This window comes from Delftia sp. S65 (genome assembly GCF_016516495.1).
GTDB lineage: Bacteria > Pseudomonadota > Gammaproteobacteria > Burkholderiales > Burkholderiaceae_C > Comamonas > Comamonas acidovorans.
Window position 1 is genome coordinate 12,599 of sequence record NZ_JACVUR010000012.1, and the last position, 17,424, is coordinate 30,022.

A 17,424-nucleotide genomic window follows, 5' to 3' on the forward strand; every position below is an offset into this window, starting at 1 on the left:
CAGCCTCAGACAACGACCGAAAAAGCAATACTAACCCAAAGCAGCAACTACACCCACCGTTCAGCTGAAAGCACTCGAACCACTCGTCGGCGGCGTCCAGCCTAACTTCATCACCGACCCGCTGCGTGTCCTGCTGGACTATATGCAGGATAGAAGTCAACCGGTCTACCCCCAATCGAACCAACGTGGCGGGCAGCGGATCAACGAGCTCGTCGCCTCCAATGCATGCGGCCCAAAAGTCTCGCGCATCCTCTTCGCACCTCACAGGCTTCATAAGCAGATGCACAAAACCGAACGGAACCCCAGGAGATGAAGTGTCAATCTCCTGCCTGTCCGCTCCGTCCGCCGCTCCTTCTGTCCTAGGGCTGATAGCCCAAGCCAGAGTCCAATCGATCCGTTCGTCTTCAGTCATGAAGGTCAAACAAATTTAGCAGCAAGTACTAACACACAGATCAATTTTGCGAATGCACGATCCGCAGCCCGTTTGCAAGAGCGTCAGCGACTACTGACCTGCAAGTCTGGTCGTCTTCGATCAACAGGAATCGCTTCGTCAATGTATTGATGAGGCTGCGCTGCACATCCTGAGCCGGTAGCGCGGAAACCCTAAGCCCCATCGACTGGCAATGCATTTGCAGTTTTCGGGCGGCCCGACTCTCATGCAGACCCAGAGAGAGTGACCCCAAGCCTCTCAGTTGTTTGAGAACATCTGCAGCCGGCATTTTCTTGAGCGCCGCAGACACCGAGCGGAGTGCCTTGATCTCGGCGAGAGTCGGCCCATCGACGCCAAACGCGATCAACACTTCCGCCTCGTCTCGCGTGTGTTCAAGCACCACCCAACCAGGCTCGGTGCCATCCCAGAGGTAGCTGTATTCCGCGTTAGCGCTCATACAGTGCACCTAAACTTGCGACGCCTTGAAGGGTATAGATGCAGTATCCTACGGGCACCCAAGAGACACGAAGCCCACGCGCGGAGCGGCCGCGCCTGCAGGGGTTGTCATGGTTGTTGCGTCGCTCGTGGGGGTCATAGGGGCGATATTGTCCCAGTTCTGCGAGAACTTGGTAAACCGCCCCTGAACTTATCCCTGCAAGCTCAGCTATTGCGCTTGATCCCGAGCGCACCCAGCATCTGCTCGGTCTGCTTTTGCATCTGGTCCTGCATCTGGGTGAACATGTTCTGCGACTGCTCCATGTAGCTGCTCATCATGTTCTGCATGGCGGGCGGCTGCATGCGCATGAACTGGCTCCAGGCCTCGGGCGAGGTGCCCTGGGCCTGCTCGGCCAGCTTGTTCTGGAAGTCGGTGAACATCTGCACGTTCTTTTCCAGGTAGGAGCCCATGTAGCCCTGCATGGCATGGCCGTAGAAACGGATGATGTTGGCCAGCACGGTCTCGGAGAACATGGGCGCGCCGCCGGCCTCTTCTTCCAGAATGATCTGCAGCAGGATGCTGCGCGTGAGGTCTTCGCCGCTCTTGGCGTCCTTGACCACCACGGGCTCGTTGCTCATTACCAGCTGCTTGACTTCCGTCAGCGTGATGTAGGAGGACGTGTTGGTGTCGTAGAGACGGCGGTTGGGGTATTTCTTGATCACGCGCTGAGCGCTGGGGGCGGCGGCTGTTGTCGTCTCTTGCATTGCAATGCTTCTCCTCTTGTACGTGCTTGTACGGGCAATTGATCTATTGCACTGCAACAGATTCTAGGCAGCGCACACAGCACCTGGCGCAGCAGTAACCCTGATGGTGATCAACGCATGCGACAGAGCGAATGGTCGCCTTGCCGCCGTCCGGGCAAAAAAAATCCCGCTTTAAGCGGGATTTTCTGCAGCCCCTGGTGAGACTGCTTTGTTTGGTAGGCGCGATTGGACTCGAACCAACGACCCCCACCATGTCAAGGTGGTGCTCTAACCAGCTGAGCTACGCGCCTGTCGTTTGTTGAAGCCGCAAGTATAGCAGTGCAAAACAGGGCTTCCGGGCAAGTTGCGCAGTTTTTCCGATCACAGCACCCTGGCGCGTTCCAGCATGGCGTGCATCAGCACATTGCAGCCTGCGGTGATGTCGGCCGGCGTGGCGTCCTCGATCTCGTTGTGGCTGATGCCGTCCTTGCAGGGAATGAACACCATGCCGGCCGGTGCCAGCCGCGCCATGTAGACCGCATCATGCCCGGCGCCCGAGACGACGGGCATGTGCGAGTAGCCCAGGGCCTTGGCGGCGCGCGCCACCGCATCCACGCAGTCGGCATGGAAGGGTTGGGCGGGGTAGCTGGACACCAGGTTGATCGCTATGGGCAGGCCCGTCTCCCGGCTGATGCGGTCGGCCACGGCGCGGATGTCGGCGTCCATGGCTTCGCAGTCGGCATCGGTGGCGTTGCGCAGGTCGATGCTGAATTTGACCTGCCCCGGGATCACGTTGCGGCTGTTGGGATGGACCTGCACCATGCCCACCGTGCCGCGCCCGTGGGGCGGATGGCGGTGGGCGCAGGCCACCACTTCCTGCATCAGTTGCGCGGCGGCCTGCAGCGCATCCTTGCGCAGGGCCATGGGCGTGGGGCCGGCATGGGCTTCCATGCCCGTGACCACGCAGTCGTACCAGCGGATGCCCAGCACGCCGGTGACCACGCCAATGGTCCTGGCGTTGTCCTCCAGCACCGGGCCCTGTTCGATGTGGGACTCGAAGTAGGCGCCGATCGGGTGGTCGCCCGGCTCCTGGCTGCCCACATAGCCGATGCGCTCGAGCTCGCCCTTGACGGTCTTGCCTTCGGAGTCGGTGGCCGCATAGGCATGCTCCAGCGTGAAGGCCTTGGCGAACACGCCCGAGCCCATCATCACCGGCACGAAGCGCGAGCCTTCCTCGTTCGTCCAGAAGGCCACCTCGATGGGCGCTTCGGTCTCGATGCCGTGGTCGTTGAGCGTGCGCACGACCTCCAGCCCCGCCAGCACGCCGTAGTTGCCGTCGAACTTGCCGCCCGTGGGCTGGGTGTCGATGTGGCTGCCCGTCATGATGGGCGGCAGGCTGTTGTCGCGCCCGGGCCGGCGCATGAAGCCGTTGCCGATCTTGTCGATGGTCACCGTCATGCCCGCCTCGCGCGCCCAGCGGGTCACCAGATCACGGCCTTGGCGGTCCAGGTCGGTCAGCGTCAGGCGGCAGACGCCGCCCTTGGGCGTGGCGCCGATCTGCGCCAGCTCCATGAGTGAATCCCACAGCCGGCTTCCGTTGACGCGCAGCTGCGCGATGTCCTGCTTCACTTGGGTATCTGTATCCATTGCGGTCTCCTTGTCATGCGGGCTTCAGCGCACCACGGCCGTGGGCTGCAGCGTGGCGGCGCGGCGCTGCACCGCGTCGAAGTTGGGACCGAAGGCCGGGCGCTTGATATAGCGCCCCTTGCCCATCTCGGCGCGCAGATCGCCCTGCGCATAGGCCACCACGCCCTGGCTGATGGTGTGGCTGGGCATGCCTTGCACGGTGCGGCCCTCGAAGATGTTGTAGTCGCCCTTGGAATGCTGGGTCTTGACCGACAGGGTGTGGGTGGCGGCAGGGTCCCAGACGACCAGATCGGCATCGGCCCCCACGCCGACCAGGCCCTTGCGCGGATAGATGTTGAACAGCCGGGCGGTGTTGGCCGAGGTGATGGCCACGAATTCGCTGGGCGTCAGCCGGCCGGTGTTCACGCCCGCATCCCAGATCACGGCCAGGCGCTCTTCCACGCCGCCGGTGCCGTTGGGGATCTTGGCGAAGTTGTCCCGGCCCATGGCTTTCTGCGCGGCGCAGAAGGTGCAATGGTCGGTGGCCGTGGTGTGCAGCTGGCCCGACTGCAGGCCCTGCCACAATGCCTCCTGGTGGCCCTTGGCGCGGAAGGGCGGGCTCATCACGTGGGCGGCGGCCTTGGCGAAGTCGGGGTCGCGGTACACGCTTTCGTCGATCACCAGATGGCCGGCCAGCACCTCGCCATACACACGCTGGCCGCGCGCTCGGGCAGCGGCAATGGCCTGCGCCGCCTCGGTGCAGCTGACGTGCACCACGTAGATGGGCACGCCCAGCACGCCGGCGATGGCGATGGCGCGGTTGGCCGCCTCGGCCTCCACCATGGGCGGGCGGGCCAGCGGATGGCCCTCGGGCCCGGTGATGCCCATCTTGGCCACTTCCTGCTGCAGAAGGTAGACCAGCTCGCCGTTTTCGGCATGCACCGTGGGCATGGCGCCCAGCTCCAGCGCGCGCTTGAAGCTGTTCACCAGCGTTTCGTCGTCGCACATGATGGCGTTCTTGTAGGCCATGAAGTGCTTGAAGCTGTTGATGCCCTCCTCGCGCACCAGCGTGCCCATGTCGGCATGGACGCTGTCGCTCCACCAAGTGACGGCCACGTGGAAGGAGTAGTCGGCCGCAGCCTTCTCGGCCCAGCCGCGCCATTTGCGGTAGGCGTCCAGCAACGGCTCCTGCGGATCGGGAATGACGAAGTCGATGATGCTGGTGGTGCCACCGGCCAGCGCCGCCACCGTGCCGGTGTAGAAGTCATCGGCCGTGACCGTGCCCATGAAGGGCAGTTGCATGTGGGTATGCGGATCGATGCCGCCGGGCATGACAAACTGCCCCGAGGCATCGATCACCTGCGCCCCGCCCGGCACCAGGGCAGCCACATCCGGCCCCACGGCCGCAATCGTCCCATCGACACACAGCACATCGGCCTTCTCCTGCCGGTCTGCATTCACCACCGTGCCGCCACGCACCCATACCGAACCCTGTGATTGACCCATAGCGTCATGCCTCCTGTTGGTTGGTCCGGCCTATGCCTTGCTCAGCGCGGGTGCGCCCTTGGTCACCTGGCCTGCCATGCCGATGCGGTAGACCACGCCGGCAATGAACAGGCCGATGAACCATGCGTAGTCATAGGCATGCTTGAAGAAATCACCCACGTTCGGGAATGCAGCGGGGAACGCCGCGTGCAGGAAGCCGGGCAGGTTGGGCGCCACGCCCAGGGCGAAGGCTGCCACGGCCACCCAGTTCCAGCCGTTGGAGTAGCGGTAGACGCCCTCTTCCCTGTACAGGTCTTCCACCACCAGCTGCTTTTTGCGCACCAGGAAGTAGTCCACCATCAGAATGCCCGCGATCGGCCCCAGCAGGGCCGAGTAGCCGATCAGCCAGGTGAAGATGTAGCCCTCGGTCGATTCCAGGATCTTCCAGGGCATCATCACGATGGCAATCGCCACCGTCATGTAGCCGCCCACGCGGTAGCTGATCTTCTTGGGCGCCAGGGCGGAGAAGTCATAGGCCGGCCCCACCAGGTTGGCCGCCAGGTTCACGCTCACGGTGTCGATCAGCAGCACGATGAGCGCGATCAGAACGGCAGCGCCCGTCATGCGGCTGGCGACATCCACGGGGTCCCACAAGGCCTTGCCGTAGATCACCACGGTGCCCGATGTCACCACCACCGCCAGCATGGCCAGCAGCCCCATGGGCACCGGCAGGCCGATGGCCTGGCCCACGACCTGATCCTTCTGCGACTTGGCAAAGCGCGTGAAGTCCGGAATGTTCAAGGCCAGCGTGGCCCAGAAGCCCACCATGGCCGTCAGCGACGGCCAGAACACCGACATGAACTGGCCCGCCTTGGGGCCGCCCGGCGCGTACTGCGAAGGCTGCTCCATGATGGGGCCGAAGCCGCCGGCCTTCTGGTAGACCCAGCCCAGCAGCACGAAGCAGATCAGGATCTTGAGCGGCGCAGTCCAGGTCTCCAGCTTGCGGATGGACTCGATGCCATGCACCACGAAGTAGAACTGGATCGCCCAGAACACCAGAAAGCACACCAGCTGCCCCACATTGATGCCCAGGCCCGCGATCTTCTCGCCTTCCAGCGGATGGCCCAGCAGCACGCCCAGCAGGGTGTAGATCATCATGCCGCCGAACCAGGTCTGGATGCCGTACCAGCCACAGGCCACCAGGGCCCGCAGCAGTGCGGGCAGCTTGGCCCCGTGGGTGCCGAACGAGGCACGGGCCAGCACGGCAAAGGGAATGCCGTACCTGGCCCCGGCATGGCCGATGAGCAGCATGGGAATCAGCACGATGAGATTGCCCAGGAACACCGTCATCACCGCCTGCGACCACGACATGCCGTTCGTGATCATGCTGGCGGCCAGGGTGTATGCCGGAATGCACATCACCATGCCTATCCACAGGGCGGCGAAGTGGTACCAGGTCCAGGTGCGCTGGCTAGGCAGCGTGGGTGCGAGGTCGTGGTTCCACAGGCTGCCTGTGGACTCACCGGAATGCGGGGCATGCGACATTGCGAAGCTCCTTCTCGAAGAGAGAAATCACCAATCCATTGCTGATCCAGGGTCTGACCTTTTCCATCAAGCGCATTTCGTGCCAGGTCGGCCCGGATGCGGGCCGTGCGCCGACCTGCCGCAATGCCCCTCTAGCCCTGCGCCGTCACGGCCTGGCGCATGGGGTTGTTCGGATGCGTGGTCCAGTTCGCATACTCCCCGGTGACCGTCTTGCCGGTGCGGGGGTCCACCTCGCCCGGCTGCAGGCTGCGCATGGTGATGCATTCGGGCACGGGGCAGATGGACACGCACAGGTTGCAGCCCACGCATTCGGTGTCATCCACCTCGAAGCGGCGCACACCGCCCTCCTTGCTGAAGGTGATGGCCTGGTGGGAGGTGTCCTCGCAGGCCACGTGGCAGCGCCCGCACTGGATGCATCTGTCCTGGTTGATGACGGCCTTGTCGATGTGGTTGAGGTTGAGGTCCTTCCAGTCCCTGACCGTGGGCACGGCCCGGCCCTGGAAGTCCTCGATGCGCGCAAAGCCGTGCGCGTCCATGTAGTTGGACAGCCCGTCGCACATGTCCTGCACGATGCGAAAGCCGTAGACCATGGCCGCCGTGCACACCTGGACATTGCCGCATCCCAGCGCAATGTATTCGGCCGCGTCCTTCCAGGTGGTGATGCCCCCGATCCCCGAGATGGGCAGGCCCGCCGTCTGCGGGTCGCGCGCGATCTCGGCCACCATGTTCTGGGCGATGGGTTTCACGGCCGGGCCGCAGTAGCCGCCGTGCGAGCCCTGGCCGTCGGTGCTGGGGTGCATGACCAGGGTGTCCAGATTCACGCCCATCAGCGAGTTGATGGTGTTGATCAGGGACACCGCATCCGCGCCGCCGGCCTTGGCCGCCCGCGCCGGAAAGCGCACGTCGGTGATGTTGGGCGTGAGCTTCACGATCACGGGCAGCCGGCTGTACTGCTTGCACCACTGCGTGACCATCTGGATGTACTCGGGCACCTGGCCCACGGCCGCGCCCATGCCGCGCTCGCTCATGCCGTGCGGGCAGCCGAAGTTCAGCTCCAGCCCGTCGGCGCCGGTGTCCTCCACCATGGGCAGGATGCGCTTCCAGCTTTCCTCCACGCAGGGCACCATCAGCGAGGCGATCAGCGCGCGGTCAGGCCAGGCCTTCTTCACGCGGGTCATCTCCTCCAGGTTGGTGCGCAGCGGCCGGTCGGTGATCAGCTCGATGTTGTTCAGGCCCATCACGCGCCGGTCCTGCGCCATGAGGGTGGAGTAGCGCGGCCCGTTCACGTTGACCACATGCGGGTCCTCGCCCAGCGTCTTCCACACCACTCCGCCCCAGCCGGCCTCGAATGCGCGGGTGACGTTGATCTCCTTGTCCGTGGGCGGTGCCGAGGCCAGCCAGAACGGATTGGGGCTGGAAATGCCCAGAAAGCGGCTGCTGATGTCTGCCATGTCAATGCTCCTTGAAAAGCGCGGGCACAGCCGCTCAAACCCCGGCCACCACGGCGCTGGTCAGCGCCTGGTGCATGGCTCGCGCGGCGACCTTGCCGTGCTCCACCGCCTGCACGGTCAGGTCCTGGCCACCGGCGCGGCAGTCGCCGCCGGCCCACACGCGCGGCACGCTGGTGCGGCCTTCGTCGTCGGTGTCGATGCGGCCGTCACGCAGGGCAATGGCCGCGCCCGCCGGCGTGCCGACATAGGTCTGGCCAATGGCCTTGAGCACCATGTCGGCCGGCACGTCGAACACCTCCTGCGTCACCTGCAGCCTGTCGCCCTCCATGCGGGTGCAGGCCATGCGCACGCCGCAGACCTTGCCGTCCTGCACCAGGATCTCCTGGGGCGCGGCCCACAGCCGCAGGTTGACGCCATGGGTCTGCGCCCATTCCTGCTCCACCCAGGAGGCGGACAGCGCATCCTTGCCACGGCGGTAGAACATGGTGACCTCGTCGGCGCCCAGCAGCCTGGCCTGCACGGACGCATCCACCGCCGTCATGCCGCCGCCGATCACCACCACACGCCGGCCCACCGGCACCGTGGATTTGTCGGCAGCCTGGCGGATGTCGGCAATGAAGTCCACCGCATTGCGCAAGCCTTCGGCCTGCGGCTCGGCCGCGCCCAGCGCATTGACGCCCGCCAGGCCCAGGCCGAGGAATACGGCGTCATGCGCCGCCAGCAGCGAATCCAGCGTGAAATCTCGCCCCAGCCGCTGGTTGTTGCGCGGCGTGATCCCGCCCACGGACAGCAGCCAGTCGATCTCCTTTTGCGCAAAATCACCGGGAGTCTTGTAGCTGGCCAGGCCGTATTCATTGAGCCCGCCCAGCTTGGGCCGGGCATCGAACAGCACCACGTCGTGGCCCTGCAGCGCCAGCTGATGGGCGCAGGTCAGGCCGGCAGGCCCTGCCCCGACCACGGCCACCTTGCGGCCCGTGGCGGCGGCACGCTGGAACAGCGGTGCACCATCGGAGGCCATGAAGGCATCGGTCGCATAGCGTTGCAGTGCACCAATTTCGACCGGCTTGTCTTCCTGGGTGTTGCGCACGCAGGCCTGCTCGCACAGCTGCTCCGTGGGGCAGACGCGGGAGCACATGCCGCCCAGCGGATTGGCCGTGAGGATTTCGCGCGCCGCGCCACGGACATTGTCCTGGGCAATGCGGGCAATGAAGGCCGGCACATCGATGCTGGTGGGGCAGGCCGTGGTGCACGGCGCGTCATAGCAGTAGTAGCAGCGCTCGGCCTCGATCAAGGCCTGGGAACGGTTCAGCGCGGGATGGGCGTCGGAGAAATTGGCCGCGTAATCGGCCAGGTTCAGGCGGCCGGCGGCAATGCCGCAGGCGCGTTGCGCGGGGCTATCCATGGTGCATCCTCCAGAGTCAGGATTGAGGGCGTGAAAGGGGCCGCGGCATGCAGGTGCACGCCGAGCCATCTCGGACAACGCAAGGCGGGCCGCAGGAAGGACTCCTGAACGGCCCCGGATCCAACAACACAGTCTTCGGAGGTTTCATCGTGGTCCTCGCATGTGTAAGTGACGCCTCTTGTCGGGCGCACCGGGGGTGGAACGGAATTTACGCGGGTGAAAAAATTTACCAATCAGTAAAATCACCCAGAAAGTCGTCAGCAAGAAAGATGCCAGACAATCGCACCAAAATGGCGCCACTTATCCCGACTTACCATCTGCGCAATGGCAACCCTTTCTGACAATGCGCCCCCTTCCCTGGCTCGATCGGCCACGCGCAAACCCACGGCTGCACGCCTGCGCAAGGAACTGAACATCCTGCAGACGGCCGAGCTTCACTTTGCGCAATACGGCTTCGAAGGCGCATCGCTGGAACTGATCGCGCACGACGCCGGCCTGAGCCGCCACAACCTGCTGTACTACTTCGCCAGCAAGGAGGAGCTGTACCTGCGCGTGCTGGGCGACGTGCTGACGCAGTGGCTGGCCGGCATGTCCGACCTGCTGCGCGGCGACGACCCTGCGGAGGCCCTGCGCATCTACATCCGGGCCAAGCTGCAGTCCTCGCGCGAACGGCCCCATGGCTCCCGTGTCTTCACGCGCGAGGTGATGGCCGGCGCGCCCCGCTTCGGGCAGGCCATAGCGAGCCAGGTGGGCCCGGCGCTGGCAGCCGACGTGCAGGCCTTCGAGCGCTGGGTGGCGCAGGGCAAGATTGCCCGCGTGGATTTCACCCACCTGATGTTCATCCTCTGGTCCGTGACCCAGGCCTACGCCGACCAGCAGGCCCAGTTCGCGCTGCTGCTGGGCCGGCCGGAACTGACCGCCGACGACTACGACACGGCGGCCGATCTGATCTACCGGCTGGTAATCCGTGGCCTGCAGCCGGATACCGCGGCTCTCGCACAATGAGCGCATGAATCACAGCATCCGCCTGAGACCCCTGGAGCGCGAAGATCTGCGCTCCGTGCATCTGCTCAACAACAATGCCGCCATCATGCGCTACTGGTTCGAGGAGCCTTACGAGACCTTCGACGAGCTTTCCGCGCTCTATGACGCCCACGTGCACGACCAGACCGAGCGCCGCTTCATCGTCGAGCACCAGGGCGATCGCGCCGGTCTCGTCGAGCTGGTGGAGATCGACCTGATCCACCGGCGCGCCGAATTCCAGATCATCATCGCCCCCGAGCAGCAAGGCCAGGGCATCGCAGCCCAGGCAACGCGGCTGGCGCTGGACTATGGCTTCAAGACGCTCAACCTGCACAAGATCTTTCTCCATGTGGACCAGGAGAACGAGAAGGCCATCCACATCTACGCACGCATAGGCTTCGTGCAGGAAGGCGTGCTGATCGACGAGTTCTTCGCCAACGGCCAGTACCGCAACGCCATCCGCATGTACCTGCTGCAAAACGACTACCTGCAGGCACAGGCCGGCATCGGCACCTGAGCGCGGACCTTCATCCTTTCGGCGACCTCTTCCTGGCAGCCGCCTCGTTGAGGGCGGCTGCCTCGCGCACCAAGTCCTTGAACGCTTGCGCATCGATCTCCTCGCCCTCGCGGATATCGATGGCACGGCGCACCTTGCCTTCAAGGCTGGCGTTGAACAGGTGCTGCGGGTCGGCCAGCGATGCGCCTTTGGGAAAGGTGAGCTTCACGGCCGATTGGTAGGCCTCGCCCGTGCACAGAATGCCGCTGCACGACCAGACCGGCACCGACCATTTCCACTCTTCCATCGCGTCCGGAAGCGCTTGCACGATGAGCCGGCGCACATGCGCCAGCACCTCGCCGCGCCAGTCGCCCAGCTCGGCAATGCGCTGGTTGATCAATACGCTGGCCGACGCGGCCGCCTCGGGCGAAACTGTCTTGATCATCCATGTCTCCCAAAGTGATGCATGTTCGATCACAAGACAGGCCAAGGCAAGACCACAGGGAGAACGCACAAACAAAAAAGCCTTCTGAGTGATCAGAAGGCTTTTTGCATTCCATCTGGCAATGGAAAATTGGTAGGCGCGATTGGACTCGAACCAACGACCCCCACCATGTCAAGGTGGTGCTCTAACCAGCTGAGCTACGCGCCTGTGTTTGTTCGAGAAAGCGATTCTAGCACGGCTTTTTCAGCGTCCAGGCAAAAATGCCTGAACATGCTCAACGCCGCCGCGCCGAGCGCACGCCCGCCACGGCGGCCACGATGCCCAGCACCTTGCTCAGGCGGCCCGAATCGGCCACCTCCACGGTGAAGGTCATCCAGGCCGTTCCCTTGACGGACTGGGTCTGCACGCCAATGACATTGGTCTTTTCGCGCGCAAAGACTTCCGAGATATCGCGCAGCAGGCCCTGCCGGTCGGCGGCCTCCACGGACACATCGACCGGGTAGACGGCCGAGGCCACGGTGGCCGCCTTGGGCTGGCCCCAGGCCACGTCGATCACGCGCTCGGAATTGCGCGCCGCCATCTCGCGGAAGTTGGAGCAGTCGGAACGGTGCACGCTCACGCCCTTGCCGCGCGTGACGAAGCCCCGGATGTCGTCCGGCGGCGCAGGCTTGCAGCACTTGGCCAGCTGGGTCATCAGCGAGTCCACGCCAACGACCAGCACGCCGCCCTTGGGCGAGTCCGTGCCGCGCGCCTTGCGCACGAGGGTGAATTCCTCGGGTTCTTCCTCCACCTCGGCGGGCCGCAGCACGGTCTCGATGTTGCGCAGCGAGTATTCATCCTTGCCGACGACCTCGAACAGCGCATCTGCCGACTTGAAGCCCAGCTGCACCGCCAGCTCCTCCAGCTTGACGGCGGTCTTGCCCTCGCGCTGCAGCAGCTTCTCGACGGCCTCCCGGCCGCGCGCGACGGTCTCGTGCGTGGCCTGGGCATTGAACCAGGCACGCACCTTGGCCTTGGCACGGTTGCTGGTCAGGTAGCCGAGGTCGGCGTTGAGCCAGTCGCGCGAGGGGCGCCCCTCCTTGACCGTGGTGATCTCCACGGTCTGGCCGTTTTGCAGCGGTGTATTCAGCGGCACCATGGCGCCGTCCACGCGCGCGCCACGGCAGCGGTGACCCAGGCTGGTGTGCACCGAGTAGGCAAAGTCCACGGGCGTTGCGCCCTGCGGCAGCTCGATGACGGCCGCGTCGGGGGTGAGCACGTAGATGCGATCCTCGAACAGGCCGCGATGGTGCGCACCCGCCAGGTCGCTGCCCCAGGCCAGCAGCTGGCGCAGCACGGCGATCTTGGCGTCGTACTCACTGCTGGCGGTGACGCCCGCGTATCCCTTGGTGCCCGCCTCCTTGTAGGCCCAGTGGGCGGCCACGCCGTGCTCGGCATGGTCGTGCATGGCCTGGGTGCGGATCTGGATCTCGATGGCACGGCCCGTCTCGTCGCGCACCACGGTGTGCAGCGACTGGTAGCCGTTGGGCTTGGGCTTGGCGATGTAGTCGTCGAACTCCGCCTCGATGGGCGTGAACTGCTCATGCACCCAGGACAGGGTGGCGTAGCAGTCCTTGATCGTGGGCACGACGACACGCATGGCGCGGATGTCGAAGACCTGGTCGAAGTTCAGCGACTTGCCGCGCATCTTCTTGACGATGCTGTAGATGTGCTTGGGCCGGCCCTGCACCGTGGCGCTGATGCTGTGCGCGCGCAGGTCGGCCTCCAGCCGTGCCCGCATCTGCTCCATGTAGGCTTCGCGCTCCACGCGCTTTTCATCGAGCAGGCGGGCCACTTCACGGTAAGTCTCGGGCTCCAGGAAGCGCAGGGACAGATCCTCCAGCTCCCACTTGATCTGCCAGATGCCCAGGCGGTTGGCCAGCGGCGCGAACACCGTCAGCGCCTCGCGCGCAATGCCGGGAGAGACCGGGCGCTTGCTGGCCGCGTAGTAGCGCAGCGTCTGCAGGCGCGAGGCCAGCCGCAGCAGCACGACGCGCAGATCGCGCGAGAAGCCCAGCAGCATCTTGCGCACGTTCTCGGTCTGCGTGGCCTCATCGTCCAGATACTGGCCGCCCAGCTCGGCGCCGCGCGCCTGCTGCTGCACGCGCATGAGCTTGTTGGTTTCCACGGCCAGGGTGGCGAAATTCTCGCCAAAGGCCTTGGCGATCACTTCCTGCGGACGATTCAGGTGCACGCTGGCATGCACCAGATAGATCGCCGCCTGCATCGTTTCGGAGCCACCGATGGTCTTGAGGATGGCGGCCACCGCATCGGCATGGGCCATCGTGTTCTCGCCGGACTCCATGGTCTCGGTGGCGATCAGCGGCTCGGCAAAGGTGCGCGCGCGGGCCAGCGCGTTGACCTGTTCGGGCAGGGTCTGCGACGTGGCCGTGATCAGGTGCGGCAGAACCGCCGGCACCTGGCCCGGCGCGGCTGCGGCGGGCGAAGGCGCCTGCACGGCGGCCTCGCTGCTGGCGGTCTTCATTCGTCACTCTCCCTGGCCTGCTCGGCAAGATTCATGGTGCTTGGCAAGCGCTCTTCTCCCCATAAGAACCGGCACAGCAAGGCCACCTGCCCTGCTGCGACGAAGGTGGGCGCATGCCCCACCCCTTCAAATTCCACGCAATGCGCCTTCGGGCCGCGCTGCGCCATGGCCTGCGCCGTGGCCGCAGTCAGCAGATCGGACTGCGCACCACGAACTAGCAAGACGCGTGCCTTGATCTGGTCATACAGCTGCCACAGCAGCGCTGCGCCGGCCTGGGCCATCTCGGGCGTCATCTGCTGCAGGGACACTGCAATCTGAGGGTCATAGTGCAAGACAAGGCCGCCATCGGCGGCCGGCCGCATCATAGGTCGCGTCAATCGCAACCATTGCCCTTCGCTATGTGGGCCGAAGCCTTCGGAAATCAAGAGCAGCGCATGGGCTGCCTGTTCAAGATTTTCAAAATGCAGGCCCTTGCCCAGATACTGACCTATGCGCTCCAGGGCAGACCACTCGATGACAGGCCCCACATCGTTGAGCACCAGCCTGCGGATGGGCGCCGGCAGCGGCAGCCCCGGCTGGCCTGCAAGCGCCATGCCGATCAGCCCGCCCATGCTGGTGCCCACCCAATCCAATTGTTCGACGGGCGCCTGCGCATGCACCTGGGCCAGCAAGGCCAGCATGTCGGCTGCGTAAAGAGGCACCTGGTAGGCGGCCGGATCCTGCAGCCAGTCGCTTTCACCACGCCCGACCACGTCGGGGCAGATCACGCGGGCGCGTTCGCTGAGCCGCTCGGCCAGCACGTCGAAGTCACGCCCCTGGCGCGACAGGCCGTGCACGCAGACCACGACATGGGGATGGTTCGGATCGCCGGTGCGATTCCATTCCCAATAGGCCATGCGGTGCGACGCATTCTCTTGAGCAGCCGGGCTGGCAGTACGGCTCCAGGGTGAGGCACGCCCGGCAACTGCCGGGCAGGATACGTAGTTCAGCGTAGGATGATTCATGGAAACGCATTCGCGGAGCCGGCGCCGATAATGGCTGTGTTGCATCGTACATTCATTCGGAGACTCTCTATGTTGAAAGGCAAGACCGCCCTCGTGACCGGTTCGACCAGCGGAATCGGCCTCGGGATCGCGAAGGCGCTGGCCCGCCAGGGCGCCAATATCGTGCTCAATGGTTTCGGCGATGTGGACGGCCCCCGTGCCGAAGTGCTGGCCGCAGGCCAGGCCGCCGGCGCCCAGGTCGCCTACCACGGTGCCGACATGAGCCGCGTGGCAGACATCGAGGACATGGTCCAGTACAGCGTGCGCAACTTCGGCCAGATCGACATCCTCGTGAACAATGCCGGCATCCAGCACGTGGCACGGGTGGAAGACTTCCCGCCCGAGCGCTGGGATTCCATCATCGCCATCAACCTGTCCAGCGCCTTCCACACCTCGCGCCTGGTCCTGCCCATGATGCAGGCGGCCGATGGCGGCAAGGGCTGGGGCCGCATCATCAACGTGGCTTCGGTGCACGGCCTCGTGGGCTCGGCGCAGAAGTCCGCGTATGTGGCGGCCAAGCACGGCATTGTCGGGCTGACCAAGGTCACGGCCCTGGAGAACGCCACCTCCGGCATCACCTGCAACGCCATCTGCCCCGGCTGGGTGCTGACGCCGCTGGTGCAAAAGCAGGTGGACGCCAAGGCCGAGCAGCACGGCATCAGCAATGAAGAAGCCAAGAAGCTGCTGCTGGGCGAAAAGGAACCCTCGATGCAGTTCACTACGCCCGAGGAGCTTGGCGAGCTGGCCGTGTTCTTCTGCTCGCCCGCTGCCGCCAACGTGCGCGGCGTGGCCTGGAACATGGATGGCGGCTGGGCTGCGCAGTAATCGCGGCCAGACAGGACCACTGCCAAAAAAGGAGCGCCACGGCGCTCCTTTTTTCATGGATGGGTCACCCGGTCAGTACATCTGCACCGAACCCGACACGTGGACCATCACCTGCGCCTTGCCCGCTTCCACGGACACGGCATCCATTTCCGCGCCGGCGGCCTTGGCGGACATGGCCATCATGCGCGGACGCGGCATGGGCACCGAGGTATCGCTGCTGCTCACGTTGACCTCGCGCAGGCTGTAGTTGGCAAAGCCGAAGCTCTTGGACAGCGTGGTGGCACGCTGCTTGAACTGTTCGATGGCCTTGGCCTGGGCCTCGCCCTCGACCTTTTCACGGGCCTCGCGCGACAGGCCGAAGCCCACTTGCGACAGCGTCATGTCCTGCACCTGTGCCGCCGTCTGCGTGATGCGCGCGAAGTCGCGGCCCTGCAGAAGAATCTCGGCGCGGCCCTGCCAGCCTTCCACCTTGTTGTCCTTGCCATAGCGCGGATAGATGCCGAAGCTGCCGGTGCTCACATCCATCTGGCCCGACTGGGCGCTGCGCTTGGTCACTGCCATGGCGGCCTCGACCACTTTTTGCAGTTGGGACTGGACCGTGGCGGCATCACGCCCTTCGCGCGTGGCCGACAAGGTGGCGGTCAGCAGGTCCTGCACCACATCCACCGAGCCTTCTGCAGACAACTGCACCACATTGGCCGGCTGTGCCTGCGCCGAGGCGGCGTTCTGCGCCCAGGCACCGCTGGCACAGGCCAGCGCAGTGGCCGCGACCACGGACTTGACCCAGGGGCGGGACAGCTGTTTGGAAAGCTTGCTCATGCGTTCACCCTTTGAAATGAAAGGTAGTTCAGGGATACAACTGCATGCCGCCCTTTCGCTACGGCATGCCGCCAGATGGTGACAGGTGTGGAGCCGTTCAGGCCTATTCGCCCCGTCATTCACAACATTATTGCAACGATAAATGCATCAACGCGGTGAACCCATAGTTAAATATTCTAAAGACACATTTTCCGTTCTAAATTTAAACGCAACATCTGTAACACACGGCAAAAGTTCGGGGTTTTGACCAGACTTTTCAGCGCAAGCTGGTAACAATGGCGGCTGTTACAAATGACCGACCGAGGATGAACATGGCCACTACGACCAACCGCACCGACAAGATCCTGGTGGTGGATGACGATGCGCGCATCCGCGACCTGCTGCGCCGCTACCTGACGCAGGAAGGCTTCGAGATCATGATTGCCGAAGATGGCAAGGCGCTGAACCGCATCCTGCTGCGCGAAACAGTGGACCTGATCGTGCTTGACCTGATGATGCCCGGCGAGGATGGCCTGTCCATCTGCCGCCGCCTGCGCTCGGCCAATGACCGCACGCCCATCATCATGCTGACCGCCAAGGGCGAGGATGTGGACCGCATCGTGGGCCTGGAAGTGGGCGCCGACGACTACCTGGGCAAGCCCTTCAACCCGCGCGAACTGCTGGCCCGCATCCATGCCGTGCTGCGCCGCCGCCCGCCGCAGGAAGCGCCGGGCGCGCCTTCCGGCGACAACGAGGTGGTGAGCTTCGGCCCCTTCACCTTCGACCTGGGCACGCGCGTGCTGCAAAAGAACGGCGAGGAACTGCCGCTGACCACGGGCGAATTCGCCATGCTCAAGGCCCTGGTGCGCCACCCGCGCCAGCCGCTGTCGCGCGAGAAGCTGGCCCTGCTGGCGCGCGGCCGCGAGTTCGAGCCCTTCGACCGCAGCCTGGACGTGCAGGTCTCGCGCCTGCGCAAGCTGATCGAGGAAGATGCCGCCGCACCGCGCTATATCCAGACGGTCTGGGGTGTGGGCTACGTGTTCGTACCCGATGGCGCGAACTGAAATGCATCACCCCCTGAGGCGCTGCGCGCCTTCCCCCTCTCTCGCTCCGCGGGAGGGGGACGACGCCCTCGCCGCGAGGCGGCTCTTG

General features: G+C 64.7%; 15 protein-coding genes and 2 tRNA genes. 4 read left to right on the plus strand and 13 right to left on the minus strand.

Annotated elements, in window-relative coordinates:
• Window positions 1–452 precede the first annotated feature (452 nt).
• The 8 genes from IAE24_RS12615 to IAE24_RS12650 form a co-directional block, all read right to left on the minus strand.
• Window positions 453–887 carry a hypothetical protein gene (locus tag IAE24_RS12615; protein ID WP_199961410.1) on the minus strand — a complete coding sequence of 145 codons (435 nt, stop codon included), beginning with the start codon at window positions 885–887 and terminating at the stop codon, window positions 453–455.
• A 203-nt stretch (window positions 888–1,090) separates the two neighbouring features.
• Window positions 1,091–1,630: a polyhydroxyalkanoate synthesis repressor PhaR gene (gene phaR / locus IAE24_RS12620; RefSeq protein ID WP_043819348.1), complete on the minus strand. Its 540-nt coding sequence runs from the start codon at window positions 1,628–1,630 to the stop codon at window positions 1,091–1,093.
• A gap of 213 nt (window positions 1,631–1,843) precedes the next feature.
• Window positions 1,844–1,920 (minus strand) — tRNA-Val (locus IAE24_RS12625).
• A 70-nt stretch (window positions 1,921–1,990) separates the two neighbouring features.
• Entirely contained in the window at window positions 1,991–3,256 is a 1,266-nt protein-coding gene (locus tag IAE24_RS12630) for a Zn-dependent hydrolase (RefSeq protein ID WP_012204713.1), read from the minus strand.
• A 24-nt stretch (window positions 3,257–3,280) separates the two neighbouring features.
• Window positions 3,281–4,741 (minus strand): dihydropyrimidinase, encoded by a 1,461-nt coding sequence (hydA, locus tag IAE24_RS12635; RefSeq protein WP_199961411.1) that lies wholly within the window; start codon window positions 4,739–4,741, stop codon window positions 3,281–3,283.
• 30 nt (window positions 4,742–4,771) lie between these two features.
• The gene (locus tag IAE24_RS12640; RefSeq protein ID WP_013803149.1) at window positions 4,772–6,265 is read right to left on the minus strand and encodes an NCS1 family nucleobase:cation symporter-1; all 1,494 of its coding nucleotides are present in this window, start codon (window positions 6,263–6,265) and stop codon (window positions 4,772–4,774) included.
• Between the two features lie 131 nt (window positions 6,266–6,396).
• Window positions 6,397–7,716, minus strand: coding sequence for an NAD-dependent dihydropyrimidine dehydrogenase subunit PreA (gene preA / locus IAE24_RS12645; RefSeq protein ID WP_199961412.1), 1,320 nt, complete (start codon window positions 7,714–7,716; stop codon window positions 6,397–6,399).
• 34 nt (window positions 7,717–7,750) lie between these two features.
• On the minus strand, window positions 7,751–9,118 hold the full coding sequence (locus IAE24_RS12650; protein WP_199961413.1) for an NAD(P)-dependent oxidoreductase: 1,368 nt from the start codon (window positions 9,116–9,118) through the stop codon (window positions 7,751–7,753).
• 324 nt (window positions 9,119–9,442) lie between these two features.
• On the opposite strand from IAE24_RS12650, the gene IAE24_RS12655 reads away from it, so the two are divergent.
• Both IAE24_RS12655 and speG read left to right on the plus strand, forming a co-directional pair.
• Window positions 9,443–10,123: a TetR/AcrR family transcriptional regulator gene (locus IAE24_RS12655; RefSeq protein WP_013803152.1), complete on the plus strand. Its 681-nt coding sequence runs from the start codon at window positions 9,443–9,445 to the stop codon at window positions 10,121–10,123.
• 4 nt (window positions 10,124–10,127) lie between these two features.
• Window positions 10,128–10,658, plus strand: coding sequence for a spermidine N1-acetyltransferase (gene speG / locus IAE24_RS12660; RefSeq protein ID WP_012204707.1), 531 nt, complete (start codon window positions 10,128–10,130; stop codon window positions 10,656–10,658).
• A 10-nt stretch (window positions 10,659–10,668) separates the two neighbouring features.
• Here the strand turns inward: speG and IAE24_RS12665 are convergent, their stop codons facing one another.
• The 4 genes from IAE24_RS12665 to IAE24_RS12680 all read right to left on the minus strand — a co-directional run bounded on the left by IAE24_RS12665 (window position 10,669) and on the right by IAE24_RS12680 (window position 14,610).
• A complete protein-coding gene (locus tag IAE24_RS12665) occupies window positions 10,669–11,082 on the minus strand; it encodes a DUF1801 domain-containing protein (protein WP_199961414.1) in 414 nt (137 codons plus the stop codon).
• 130 nt (window positions 11,083–11,212) lie between these two features.
• A tRNA-Val gene (locus IAE24_RS12670) sits at window positions 11,213–11,289 on the minus strand.
• A 67-nt stretch (window positions 11,290–11,356) separates the two neighbouring features.
• Complete coding sequence (locus IAE24_RS12675) at window positions 11,357–13,606, minus strand: RelA/SpoT family protein (RefSeq protein WP_034391898.1); 2,250 nt, start codon at window positions 13,604–13,606, stop codon at window positions 11,357–11,359.
• Window positions 13,603–14,610, minus strand: a complete 1,008-nt coding sequence (locus IAE24_RS12680; RefSeq protein WP_199961443.1) for an alpha/beta fold hydrolase — start codon at window positions 14,608–14,610, stop codon at window positions 13,603–13,605. Before IAE24_RS12680 ends, IAE24_RS12675 begins: the two co-directional genes overlap by 4 nt.
• A gap of 69 nt (window positions 14,611–14,679) precedes the next feature.
• Here IAE24_RS12680 and IAE24_RS12685 point away from each other — a divergent pair, with 69 nt between their 5' ends.
• Entirely contained in the window at window positions 14,680–15,474 is a 795-nt protein-coding gene (locus IAE24_RS12685) for a 3-hydroxybutyrate dehydrogenase (RefSeq protein WP_012204702.1), read from the plus strand.
• Between the two features lie 72 nt (window positions 15,475–15,546).
• On the opposite strand, the gene IAE24_RS12690 is transcribed toward IAE24_RS12685, so the two are convergent.
• Complete coding sequence (locus IAE24_RS12690; protein ID WP_043819357.1) at window positions 15,547–16,293, minus strand: SIMPL domain-containing protein; 747 nt, start codon at window positions 16,291–16,293, stop codon at window positions 15,547–15,549.
• Between the two features lie 305 nt (window positions 16,294–16,598).
• Here IAE24_RS12690 and ompR point away from each other — a divergent pair, with 305 nt between their 5' ends.
• Complete coding sequence (gene ompR / locus IAE24_RS12695) at window positions 16,599–17,336, plus strand: osmolarity response regulator transcription factor OmpR (RefSeq protein ID WP_017404718.1); 738 nt, start codon at window positions 16,599–16,601, stop codon at window positions 17,334–17,336.
• Window positions 17,337–17,424 lie beyond the last annotated feature (88 nt).